This window comes from Pseudomonas sp. ACM7, assembly GCF_004136015.1.
In the GTDB taxonomy this organism is placed as follows: Bacteria; Pseudomonadota; Gammaproteobacteria; order Pseudomonadales; family Pseudomonadaceae; genus Aquipseudomonas; species Aquipseudomonas frigoris.
Genome location: NZ_CP024866.1, coordinates 3,246,050 through 3,258,583, shown reverse-complemented (window position 1 = coordinate 3,258,583; position 12,534 = coordinate 3,246,050). Strand labels below are relative to the sequence as shown.

At 58.5% G+C, this 12,534-nt stretch carries 9 protein-coding genes; 1 reads left to right on the top strand and 8 read right to left on the bottom strand.

What is annotated here, in order from left to right:
• Positions 1-1,290 (bottom strand): GGDEF domain-containing protein, encoded by a 1,290-nt coding sequence (locus CUN63_RS15300; RefSeq protein ID WP_129440611.1) that lies wholly within the window; start codon positions 1,288-1,290, stop codon positions 1-3.
• Positions 1,291-1,446: 156 nt separating this feature from the next.
• A complete protein-coding gene (locus CUN63_RS15295) occupies positions 1,447-3,573 on the bottom strand; it encodes a cytochrome-c peroxidase (protein ID WP_129440609.1) in 2,127 nt (708 codons plus the stop codon).
• A 1,125-nt stretch (positions 3,574-4,698) separates the two neighbouring features.
• Between CUN63_RS15295 and CUN63_RS15290 the strand changes: the two genes are divergently transcribed.
• Positions 4,699-6,450 (top strand): hypothetical protein, encoded by a 1,752-nt coding sequence (locus CUN63_RS15290; RefSeq protein ID WP_129440607.1) that lies wholly within the window; start codon positions 4,699-4,701, stop codon positions 6,448-6,450.
• A gap of 86 nt (positions 6,451-6,536) precedes the next feature.
• Here CUN63_RS15290 and CUN63_RS15285 read toward each other — a convergent pair whose 3' ends face one another.
• The 6 genes from CUN63_RS15285 to bioF all read right to left on the bottom strand — a co-directional run bounded on the left by CUN63_RS15285 (position 6,537) and on the right by bioF (position 12,421).
• Positions 6,537-8,342, bottom strand: coding sequence for a phenylacyl-CoA dehydrogenase (locus tag CUN63_RS15285; protein WP_129440605.1), 1,806 nt, complete (start codon positions 8,340-8,342; stop codon positions 6,537-6,539).
• 277 nt (positions 8,343-8,619) lie between these two features.
• Positions 8,620-8,916, bottom strand: coding sequence for a pyrroloquinoline quinone biosynthesis protein PqqE (locus tag CUN63_RS15280; protein WP_129440603.1), 297 nt, complete (start codon positions 8,914-8,916; stop codon positions 8,620-8,622).
• A gap of 120 nt (positions 8,917-9,036) precedes the next feature.
• Positions 9,037-9,717 (bottom strand): dethiobiotin synthase, encoded by a 681-nt coding sequence (bioD, locus tag CUN63_RS15275; RefSeq protein WP_129440601.1) that lies wholly within the window; start codon positions 9,715-9,717, stop codon positions 9,037-9,039.
• Positions 9,714-10,526: a malonyl-ACP O-methyltransferase BioC gene (gene bioC / locus CUN63_RS15270; RefSeq protein ID WP_129440599.1), complete on the bottom strand. Its 813-nt coding sequence runs from the start codon at positions 10,524-10,526 to the stop codon at positions 9,714-9,716. The genes bioD and bioC overlap by 4 nt, the downstream gene beginning before the upstream one ends.
• Positions 10,519-11,250 carry an alpha/beta fold hydrolase gene (locus CUN63_RS15265; RefSeq protein ID WP_046052400.1) on the bottom strand — a complete coding sequence of 244 codons (732 nt, stop codon included), beginning with the start codon at positions 11,248-11,250 and terminating at the stop codon, positions 10,519-10,521. Before CUN63_RS15265 ends, bioC begins: the two co-directional genes overlap by 8 nt.
• Positions 11,243-12,421, bottom strand: a complete 1,179-nt coding sequence (gene bioF / locus CUN63_RS15260; RefSeq protein WP_129440597.1) for an 8-amino-7-oxononanoate synthase — start codon at positions 12,419-12,421, stop codon at positions 11,243-11,245. Before bioF ends, CUN63_RS15265 begins: the two co-directional genes overlap by 8 nt.
• Positions 12,422-12,534 lie beyond the last annotated feature (113 nt).

The following is a 12,534-nucleotide window of genomic DNA, read 5'->3' as shown; positions in this document are numbered from 1 at the left end:
TCAATCAGTAGCGGCGTCCATGCGCACCGCACCACGACGGGTCTGACCGAATGCCACCACACAGTTTCGACCGGCACCTTTGGCACTGTAGAGCGCCTCGTCCGCGGACTTGAGCACTTTTTCGGGGGTGCGCTGCTCCAGGCGTTCGGCCACGCCGATGCTGACGGTGACCGACACACTTGAGACGCCCGAGCCTGCGCGACGTTGACGACCTTGCTGGTCGTCCTGAGGACGGCTGTCTTGATTGCGCAGCTGAATGTTGTAAGTGGCGATGGACTCGCGGATGACTTCCAGGTGCGGCATGCACTCTTCGAGGGTCTTGCCTGCGAACACCAGGGCGAATTCTTCACCACCGTAGCGATACGCCCTACCGCCACCACCGATTTTCGACAGCTTACTGGCGACCAGTCGCAGCACCTGGTCGCCGACATCGTGACCGTGGGTGTCATTGAATTTCTTGAAGTGATCGACGTCGCTCATCGCCAGCACGTAATTGCGCCCCAACCGTTGCATCCGCTCGTTCAAGGCGCGGCGGCCCGGCAGCCCGGTGAGTTCATCACGGAAGGCCATTTGGTAGGCCTCATGGGCGACCGCTGCGGCAATCATCAACATCACCTGACTGCACATGATGTTCAGGGTGAACGGCAGGATGAAAGTTTTCGGCAGTGCCCAGAACAACCCGAGCAAACCCACCAGTTGGGCTGCGTGCAAGGGTCTGGGGTTACGCCAGTATTGCCAGCTCAGCAGCAAGAACGAAGCGATGAACACCGGATACGACAGCTGGATCAGGCTCATCCACGCGCCATGCAGCGCCGGCCAGCGGATTTCTGACAGCCACATCAACAGTGCCTGCGGGTAACTTTGCTCCACCCCCAACGCCACACTGCCAACGGCCAGCAAGACTGCGAAGCGCGCCACCATGTCCTGAAACAGGTGAGTGCGTTCCTGCCAGGCAGCGAACACGCCGAACATCAGTGGCAGCAACAGACAACACAGATGAAAAACCACCGCCGCGTCTTCACGGACTTTGCCGTTGTCGCGGTAATAGTCGGTCTGGGTGTCGAGCAGGAAGTAGGCGATGTACACCGTGACCATCAGAAACAGCTCACGCTGACGTCGGTAAACCGAGCAGTAAGCACCGCCGAGCAACAACACCAGGGTTGGCAGTACGTTGAACAACGAGGTGAAGAAGACGTTGAGATCCTTGACGTAGGCAGCTGCAAGCCCCGCAAGCAATAGCAGTAATGACGGCAGGAAATGACTGAAACGTACAGCGGAAGAACGCGGCAAGGGTAAAGCTCCGACCCGTCATATCAATAGATGGCATTGTGCCCACCTACTGTAACGGCAGAACCGTTGACTTACTGAGTGATTTGCCAAGCTTTTTTAGAAGGTGCGTTACTGGCCACAAGCAGAGCGGCCAGTAACGCAGGTAGAGTCATCCCATCAAAGGTCGTTGTAGAACGGCTGCAATGGCCCCTCTTCAACTTTGCGACCTTCTGCACCTACGGGTTTGAGCTTTATTAGCTCATCCATCGCCTGTCGGGTGGTTATCTTCGGACTGACTGGCCGTATCGTCACGGAGTTTTCGTCACCCACCTCGCCTTGTGGAATGACCAGCGATGGATGATCGAATGGCGCCCGCTCCCAGGCGACTCGCGGATCGGTCAACCCGACCTCCATGAACTTGACCAGCGCATCCACTTCATCGGGAGTCAGGTTCAGCGCGGTCATGTCCGGATCAAGGTTGGAGGTGTTGTGCTGGTTCACACTCGGATGATCGAAGCCGCTGGTGTTGTTCGCCTCCGAGCCACGCCGGTCGCCGCCTCGGTTGTAGAACTCCATGACCTGCTTGAGCGTCGCGCGGCTGCCATTGTGGAAATAAGGCCCGGTCAACGCGATATTGCGCAACGTCGGGGTTTTGAATGCACCATCAACCGCATCGTGGAAGCCCACATTGGGCTTGAGCGTCGGGTCGCAGGGGATTCCCGCACTCAGCAGCGCTTCAAAGGTGCAGACATCAACGTCCAGCGGATCCGGCACACTCTTGCCCTGCAGTTGGGTGTTGTATTCACGAGTGAACGACAGCGGGTTGCCCCACGCGTCCGATCCGCCGAGTGCCAGGTCCTCTGACGTCGGGCGCACACCGGTGTTGTAGAAGCCGTTGTCGTACAGCGCGATCAGGTTGTCAGCCATCACCATACGTTCGATCCGCTCACGGGGATGGAACAGCAACCGGCTGGCGGCGTTGGTCAGTTCCGCGCCGCCGTGACAACTGATGCACTTGCCTTTGCCAAGGAACAGATTCATCCCCTGGACTTGCTGGGCATTCATTGCCTGTTGATTACCCTGCAGGTAGGCATCCAGCGGTGCCTGGTCGGAAATCAGGGTGGCTTCGTACATCTGAATCGCCAGCCCGAAGAACAGCGGGAAGTTGGCTTCCATCTGGGTATAAGGAGCGTCGCCGAGTGAAACCTGCTTGGTGGCGTTCCAAAGTCGAGGATAAAAAGCCGCCTTGATCAATTCCCTGTAGGTGGGCCGGCGGGCACCGGAAACGGGGCCGAGCACCGAATCGGTGGATGAGATCCTCTGCTGTTTAAGCATCAGCGTATCGAGCATGCGCCGTCCAATGTCCGCGAAGGTGCGACCGCCGCAGGACATTTCAACCGGGCTGCCGGGTGGGCCCACAGCCTGCGAGGCGGCAGACGAATCGTTGAGCGCCAACCGAACCTTGGTCGCCACCCCGCTGCGGTCGCTGGTGACAAAAATCCCGGCGTCAGGGTCGCGATTACCGAACGGCGAGAAGCCGTTGAACACGTTATTGGCCCGACCGTCCCAGAAGTTGCGAACGTTAAACGCGGCGTTGATCACCGTCGGAGCATTGCGTCCCGTGCTGCGCCGCACGTTGATGCCACCCACCTGGAAGATACCGTCCGGTTGCTGAATGCACTTGTCGAAACGCGCTTGTCTGGGTTTGACAAAGTTGGCGTCGAACACCCCTTGCGAGCCAATCACATCGTCGGTCGAGTAGACAATCGGCGAATTGCGATCCAGCGGATCGGCCAGCACATGGGTCGGGAAGTCGGTTTTCTTGAGCGTGTAGTTCGGCCCGCCCTTGCCTGCGGACAGGGTCGCGTAGGAAGAGATGTCGCCTGGAATATCGGCGGCTACGAACGGCTTGTTGAAGATCGACGCAACGTTTGCATGGGTGCTAGCCTGGCCCGGGTTGATCTGGTTGGTGATCCGGTGATCGACCCCTGCGTGAAAGTGGCAAGACGCACACGCCGTCGAGCCATCGCTACCGATCTCCATGTCCCAGAAAAGCGCCTTGCCCAATAGAATCGCCGCCGAGCGATTGAGCACATAGTCGGACATCAGGTCGACTTTGCGCCCGCCCTCTGTTCCCGAGGGGTCAGGCGGTGTCATCCCATGCAGCGACTGCAGGCTGGGCACATCCGGCGCGGGCGCGACAATCTCTGGCGCGGTAGCGGCAAAAGCGCTGTTGCAAGCCACACTGACTGCGATCACGCAGGCCAAGCGGGAAGTACGAAGGATGCTCAAGGGTTTTACCATGATGACATTCTCGATTCAGTACGGAGTAGCCGGGCTCCGGAATTTTCCTGTTACGAGATGAACTAACGGCCATGAATCGTGCTGCTCGCACGAGCCATTACACCAACTCGAAGTTGGGTACGACGCGGCGAAGCCGAACTGGCAAAGTACTCTCTTGGCTCAGGCTTTATCAAACGCTATTTTGTCGCGCTGTGGGGGGCGCTTAACTCAACTCTAGCTGTAACAAAAAATTTCAACAGCCAAAATACAATATTTTTTATCGTGCTCAGACATGAGCAGTAGCAACTACACGCAATCCTCAACTTCGGTGCACTTCCCCCCACTACTGGGTGTCATTCCCCAACAAGGTCTGCACACCGCTCATAAAAAAACCACCACACGCCTGTATTTAAAGGGATTCATTATCTTTTACATAGGCAATAAAAAGGCTGGCAGAGTAATTGCTAGTTCATGACATACAGTGGCAGCAGGTATTTTAAATGCCGCTTGATAAATCCGAATAGATAGCTTGAGGACCTCTCATTAATTGCAAAAACTAAATTCGTGTGCAGCTCGCACCTGCACAAGCTTTGCCTTTAGTTAATATCTGCGCGACAAAAATAATGGTTAACAACCTCGACGCACGCCGGCCCTCCTTCACTTCTCTAACAATTGAAGATCCGTATTGCGCATGCCGTTATTGAGGTCGTGGCACACTAGGCAACTACCCTGCCTTCAACTTTTCGCCAAACTCAAAAATTTGGGGATATATCCCCCCCTACATTGGTGCATATGAACTCGCCAGAGTTGAGTTCGGCGCCATCAACGACAGCGAAGCCCACATTTCTGCGGGCTAGCGACTGACTGTGCCAATCCGGCACGACAACTGCTTTGGACGTTTCAGGCTCAGGGAAATGTCTCTCGCGATTGTGTCCAGAACCGGCCAACACAACGCAGGTTGAAAGCATCTGAAGGGTGAGTGTCGATCCTGTACCGACCGTACAACGTCACAGCCACTTTTCCCTCCGGATCGAGCCCCAATTCGACGCTCACGCCTTTGCGTCTCTTTTGCGCGGGATTCAGCGCATCAGCAGGTATGAGAGTCGATTGGCCGGCAACTGGTCCTGCAAGATTTTGGAGAAAACCATGAGCTTATCCGTACACGCGAAAACGCTCGCCACACCGCCACTCCTCAAGCGATTCAACGGCGTCTTCAGTCGCCACGCACTGCTTGCCGGTGCCGTCGCCTGCGCACTGGCAGTTGGAGTGGCGGGTCATGCATTTGCCCAAGGCGGGACTGCCAAGCCCGTCAAGGGCGCACCCTCGCCATTCACGACACCCACCCTGCCCAATCCGGTATTCACGAACCCGGATGCGATTCATGGCTTCGACGTGACAGGCTTTATCCAGAACATGGTCCTGGACCCTACTAATGCAAGCTGCCCGAACACCAGTGACCCCAGTCGCTTTGGGGGGACAGTCCAACTGAACGGCATGACGATTACAGTCCCTTGTAATACGGTTCTCCAGATGCCGGCCAATACCCTGACCTGGGCTGATTTTGTCAGGGGCGGGACACTGGCGCTCAATAAAGGACCGACTTCATATCCCTCGTTCGAGATCCACGTGGTTGGCAATACCGTCTCCAACAAGCAAATTGCCGGGCTGATCTTTGTATCCCAGCAATCCGCCAATGCTGGTAGCGGCTACATCACCCGGATCGACTACACCAACGGCAACATCGAAGTGGACAGCGGTAATGCCCTGCAACCGACGATCATTCAGATCAATGATCCAAGCGGACGCTTTGGCCGCCCCCAAAGCCCCGACCCTCGCTTCTCCGTTGATGACGCCAACCCAACTATTCACGCCGCCACCGGCTACCCGATGTGCGTGCCACGCACGGTATCCGGGGACGATGCACTCTGCCCACAGAAAAACCGGCCAAAAGTGGTGACCCCAACCACCACCAACAACTGCCGGAACTTCAACCAGGCCGGCGTAACACCTCCGGCCAGCGGAGAGCTTTCCCCTCCGGCTCTGGGTCAGGTCTATTGCAGCCAGTTCGTCATGAAGAGATTCAGCGATGCTGCACGCACGGCAGCGGACCCCGACCCGACGCAACAGGCACCGTTCGAAGTCGGCGACTTCATCAGCTACGCTGGCACACTGTTCAAATCGACAACAGCGGGCACCCCGGACTACATCTCTGCACACACGATTGAGGCAAACATCGGGATATACACCCAGCCGGGGTCGCAGCCCAGCTACCTGGCTATCGGGGAATTTGGCATCGGCACCGCCGACCCGGCGGCAACGGCCATCAACGGTGTAGCGCAGGAGACGCAAAACCGGATTTTCCTTGAAGCATCGACAACCGACGTCAAGACACCGGTCGACATTTATTTGATAGATGTCAATCCTTCGACGGGCGTACAAACCAATCGCTGGGTTACACCCTATGAGATGACGGGCGAATGCAACCCTGCACAGTCCCTTGCAACGAGTTGTCTTGGTGTCTCGGGTGGCATCACAACCCAGAACACTGGTCCTCAGCCACAACGTGCGAGGGTTCGCGCGACCAAGGCACCGACTGGGCTTCTCAGCCAGCCGACGCGTACGTTGCGTGTTGTTGCGCGCTCACTTTGCGTTCCACAGATGACCGCTTCCCAGACCGCCGTGGACAGTTGCATTCAAAACGCCAGCAGGCTAACCGTGGCCAATGGTCTGATAGCGGGACAGTATGTGGCGCCAGTGTTTGAGTTCATCTTTCCGGAAGGCGTCAAACCCGGCGATCCAGTCGTGCCGAACGATTTCTGGCACCTGCCGTTCCTGCGTAACGGAGAAGGCGTGAGCACCCCGACTGGGGTCGGTCCTCTCGACCCAACCCCATGGTGAGTAAGGTCTGACGAGTCAGGATGGAGCAAAAAAAAACCGCCGTTCCCGAAGGAGCGGCGGTTTTTTTCGAAGGACTGCGTTAAGGCTTAGTAGCCCAGCGCGAAGTTCTCTTCTTTCATGTCCATCAGGTTGTTGGCGCCCGACAGCATGGTGACAACATGAGTGCGAGTACGCGGCAGGATGCGCTGGAAGTAGAAGCGCGCAGTCTGCAGCTTGGCGGTGTAGAACGCCTCTTCGGTGGTGCCGGCAGCCAGTTTCTCGGCAGCCAGACGCGCCATGTCAGCCCAGAAGTAAGCCAGGCAGGCGTAACCGGAGTACATCAGGTAATCCACCGACGCCGCGCCGACTTCTTCGCGATCCTTCATGGCCGCCATACCGACCTTCATGGTCAGCTCGCCCCATTCTTTGTTCAGCGCAGCCAATGGCTCGACGAACTCTTTGACCGCTTCGTTGCCTTCGTTGGTCTGGCAGAACTTGTGGACGATCTTGGTGAAGCCTTTCAGGGCTTCGCCTTGAGTCATCAGCACTTTACGGCCCAGCAGATCGAGTGCCTGGATACCGGTGGTGCCTTCGTACAGCATCGAAATACGGCTATCGCGAACGTTCTGCTCCATGCCCCACTCGGCGATGAAGCCGTGGCCGCCGTAGATTTGCACGCCGTGGTTGGCGGATTCGAAGCCGACTTCAGTCATGAAGGCTTTGGCGATCGGCGTCATGAACGCCAGCAGTGCGTCGGCCTTCTTCTTCTCTTCTTCGTCCACGCCGTACTTGACGATATCGACTTGCTTGGCAGTGAAGTAAACCATCGCACGGTTGCCTTCGGCGAAGGCCTTCATGGTCAACAGCATGCGACGTACGTCAGGGTGAACGATGATCGGGTCAGCGGCTTTTTCCGGCGCTTTCGGGCCAGTCAGGGAGCGCATTTGCAGGCGATCGCGAGCGTATTTCAGGCCGCCCTGGAAGCCGATTTCGGCGTGAGCCAGACCTTGCAGCGCAGTACCCAGACGGGCGGTGTTCATAAAGGTGAACATGCAGTTCAGGCCTTTGTTCGCCGGGCCGATCAGGAAGCCGGTGGCCGCGTCGAAGTTCATCACGCAAGTGGCGTTGCCGTGGATGCCCATCTTGTGTTCCAGGGAACCACAGGTCACAGCATTGCGTGCGCCGACCGAACCGTCTTCGTTCGGCATGAACTTGGGAACGATGAACAGCGAAATGCCTTTGGTGCCAGCCGGTGCATCCGGCAGACGTGCCAGCACGATGTGGACGATGTTGTCGGCCATGTCGTGTTCACCGGCCGAGATGAAGATCTTGGTGCCGGATACTTTGTAGGAACCGTCGGCCTGAGGTTCAGCCTTGGTGCGCAGCATGCCCAGGTCGGTGCCGCAGTGCGGTTCGGTCAGGCACATGGTGCCGGTCCATTCGCCGGAAACCAGCTTGGTCAGGTAAGCCTCTTGCTGCTTAGGCGTGCCGTGCTCGGAAATGGTGTTCATCGCGCCATGGGACAGGCCTGGGTACATGCCCCACGACCAGTTGGCTTCGCCAACCATTTCGCTGACAGCCAGACCCAGAGATTCCGGCAGGCCTTGGCCGCCGTGCTCTACGTCGTGAGCCAGGCTTGGCCAGCCGCCTTCGACGAATTGTTTGTAGGCTTCTTTGAAGCCCGTCGGGGTTTTAACGCCGGACTCGCTCCAGGTGCAGCCTTCGGTGTCACCCACGCGGTTCAGCGGAGCCAGCACCTGCTCACAAAACTTGGCGCCTTCTTCGAGAATGGCGTCAACCATGTCTGGAGTTGCGTCTGCACAAGCCGGAAGGCTCTGATAGTGCGCTTCGTAGCCGAGCAGTTCGTCACGAACGAAGCGAATATCACGCAAGGGGGCCTTGTAGTCAGGCATAGCGATAAACCTCTGCTGATGTAACCGGGAATGAACGACCGCGTTGTTTTGTTGTGGCGGTCAAACAGTTGTTTGAAACATACGTTTACGCCTAAATCTTGTCAAGCGCCGATCTTTTGCCGTTCGTCATCACCCGAGGCAAATACCAGATCCACAGCAGCCCAACACCGTCGCCTGAGCAATGCGCGGTGGAGGAAAGATTAGTTGAGGGAGAAGGATTCACGCAGAAAAACGCCGCGAATAGTCGCGGCGTTGAGGGGGCGGGTTCAGCGAGGGTTCAAGCGTAGGTATCAATCAGCGTACCGAGCACTTCGTCGGATGCCTTGGCGACTTTGACACCCAGTTCAACCTGAAATTTGCCCTGGGACATCTCGACCATATTGCTGGCCAGGTCCGACTGCTGACTGCGATCTACCGAGCGCAGACGATCAACCTGAGCCTCGGAAGACTGGCTGGTCACCGAACGCTCGATCGTCGTGTTGGCGATCTGGCCAGAGGCCTGATCGACACGGTTCTGCCCTGTCTGAATAGTGCTCAGACCGGCATAAAAAGCGGTGTTTCCTGAGATTTCCATGGGAGAACTCGTCCTACAAAGGATCAACAGCGGCCATTGAAGCAGACCCACCGTCAAAAGGCCCGACAAAAACACTAATGGCACAGTGCCTTGTCATAGTTAAAACCCCTGCCAGAAAACTCAGTCCAGTAGATCCAGTTGCAGATGCTCCGCCACCGCTTCAGCCGTCACCAATTTGAGTTTCGGCACACGCCCCAGACACGGTGCCGGGATCCGCTCAGCGAGTGTCGCAAGGTTTTCTTCCAGACGCGAAGTCTTCGGATCGATGATATTGGCCACCCACCCCGCCAACAGCAAACCGTCCTGAGCAATCGCCTCGGCCGTCAGCAGCGCATGGTTGATGCAACCCAGACGCACGCCCACCACCAGGATCACCGGCAGATCCAGCGCCATCGCCAGGTCCGACAAATTGTCCTGACCTGCCAAAGGCACCCGCCAGCCGCCAGCACCTTCGATTAAGGTGAAATCCGCCTGCATCTCGAGAATTTCCCGCATGGGCGTCAACAGTGATTGCACCGTTAATGCCACGCCGGCCTCCCGCGCTGCCAGATGCGGTGCGATCGGTGGTTCGAACGCCACAGGGTTGACCTGTGCATAAGTCAAAGGCACTGAGCACTCCGCCAGCAACGCCAACGCATCGGCATTGCGCAAGCCCTTGGGCGTCACATCGCATCCGGAGGCGACCGGCTTGCCCGCCGCCGTGCTTAAACCGGCCGACCGCGCGGCATACAGTAAACCTGCGGCAATGGTGGTCTTGCCGACATCAGTGTCAGTGCCGGTGATGAAATAGGCTGCGCTCATAAGGGTTTCTCCAAAACGGCGTAGACCACTTGATAAGTCGCCGGCAATCCTTCGGCCTGACGAAACTGCTCATAAGCCTCGATCAATCCGAGGATCCGCGCCCTGCCGGTCAAACCACCCGGCCGACCGGGGTTCAGGTTGTGTGCACCCAGCGCCTTCAGCTCATGGGTCAGGCTGCGCACATCCGGGTAATGCAACACGTGCGGTCGGGCTTCCAGACTCACGACGCTCAACCCACTGTCCGCGCAAAGCTGTTGATAAACCCCGAACTCGCGGAAGCGATTGACGTGCACCATGCCATCCACCTGACGCCAGCTGTCACGCAGCTCTAACAGTGTGCCCACGCACAGACTAGCAAACGCGAAAATTCCGCCAGGTTTTAATACGCGATTGGCTTCACTGAGCACCGAAGCGAAGTCCGCGCACCACTGCACCGCCAGGCTGGAGAAGATCAGATTGCAGGTCGAATCCTGCAACGGCAACCGCTCGGCATCGCCCGCGATGAAATGCGTTGCACCACCCAACGGCCGGGCGTGATTGAGCATGCCTTCGGCGATGTCCAGTGCCAGTCCGTGACTTGCAGGAAATCGCTCGCCCAATGCACGGCTGAAATGCCCGGTGCCGCAGCCCAGATCCAGCCACACACCCGGAACGAAGTCCTCCGGCAAACGACTCGACAATTCACTGCCAACATCGCGCTGAAATTCGGCCACGCTGTCGTAGCTTGCCGCCGCACGGGAAAAGGATGCCGCCACCTGGCGTTTGTCGGGCAAACCGCCGGGCAGGTTGGGAAGGGATAAATCAGTCATCACCGGACTCATGCAAAAAGGCCTGAATCGCCCCCGCCACACCGTGGGGATCTTCCAGAAGAAACGCGTGACTGGCCTGCTCGATCAGACCAATTTCAACATCCGGCAGCAATGTCAGCAGGTCGCCCGCCGCTTCGGCTGGAACCAGTCCATCGAGGCCGGCGAACAAGTGCAATTGCGGACCGCGGAACGCCTGCAAAGCCTGGCGGGTATCCAGTTGTGCGAGCAACTCCAGGCCGCTCATCAGCACCTCTGCCGAAGTGTGTGGCGCGCCACCGAGCAACAGCCGAGACAACCCGCGCGGGTCTTCGGCACCCTGAGCGCAGAGCAGCGAGAAACGTTTCAACGTCATGCGCGGATCAGCCTTGCAGCCGGCCAGAAACGCATCGAAGGTTTCGGCAGGCATCGCGCTTGGCCATTGCTCATGGGCGACAAAAGAAGGATTGCTCGCCAGCGTCAGCAAACCGCAGCAGCGATCGCCGCGCCGGGCCGCCAACTCTGAAGCGAGCATGCCGCCGAGCGACCAGCCGCCGAGCCAGGCGTCCTGAGGCAACGTCGAGTCCAGCTCATCAAGCCACTCTTCAAGATCGCTCGATTCCAGTTCCGGCAACGGCTCGATCTCGACCCGCAAGTGTTCATCCAGTCCTTGTAACGCCGCCGCCAAGGGCTCCAGCGGAGAAATTCCGAGGCCCCAGCCGGGCAGCAGAATCAGACGATCACGCATGGCTTGGCTCCGGTCCCAGTTGTTGAAAACAATCGGCCAGTCCATTTAACAATAGCTGTACCTGCGCCTCGCTGTGCGCGGCAGTCAGGGTCACACGCAGTCGGGCGCTGCCGGCGGGCACGGTCGGTGGACGGATCGCAGTGACCATCAGACCGCGCTCACGCAGCATCTGCGACAGTCGAACCGCACGCCCGGCATCGCCGATCATGATCGGCTGGATCGGCGTGAAGCTGTCCATCAACTCCAGGCCGATCTGTTCGGCACCGTGGCGGAACTGGCGGATCAGCGTTTTCAGATGCTCACGTCGCCAATGTTCGCTGCGCAGCAACTCCAGGCTTTTCAGCGTCGCGCAGGCCAGCGCCGGCGGCTGGCTGGTGGTGTAAATGTAGGGACGGGCGAACTGGATCAGGCTCTCGATCAGCTCCTCGCTGCCGGCGACAAAAGCCCCGGCCGTACCGAATGCCTTGCCGAGAGTGCCGACCAAAACCGGCACATCTTCCTGACTCAGACCGAAATGCTCGACGATCCCGCCGCCATTGGCGCCCAGCGGGCCAAAGCCGTGAGCGTCATCGACCATCAACCATGCACCTTTGGCCTTGGCTTCCCGAGCCAACGCTGGCAGGTCGGCGATATCGCCGTCCATGCTGAACACACCGTCGGTGACCACCAGGGTATTGCCGGTCGCCTTCTCAAGACGCTTGGCCAGACTCGCCGCGTCGTTGTGCAGATAGCGATTGAAGCGCGCACCGGACAACAGACCTGCATCCAGCAGGGACGCGTGATTGAGCCGGTCTTCCAGCACCGTATCGCCCTGCCCGACCAGCGCGGTGACTGCGCCGAGGTTGGCCATGTAACCGGTGGTGAACAACAGCGCGCGCGGGCGACCGGTGAAATCGGCCAGGGCCTCTTCCAGCGCATGATGCGGGCTGCTGTGCCCAATGACCAAATGCGACGCCCCGCCGCCGACGCCCCAACGGGCCGCACCGGCGCGCCAGGCCTCGATCACTTGCGGGTGATTGGCCAGGCCCAGGTAGTCGTTGTTACAGAACGCCAGCAACGGCTGACCATCGACCACCACTTCCGGGCCTTGGGGGCTTTCGAGCAATGGGCGTTGGCGGTAGAGATTTTCGGCACGACGGGCAGCAAGGCGTGCGGCGAGATCGAAAGACATGCAGGCCTCGGGAGTGGGAAATTGGCACGAGCCTCTGTAGGAGCTGCCGCAGGCTGCGATCTTTTGATTTTGCCCTTAAAAACAAGATCAAAAGATCGCAGCCTGCGGCAGCT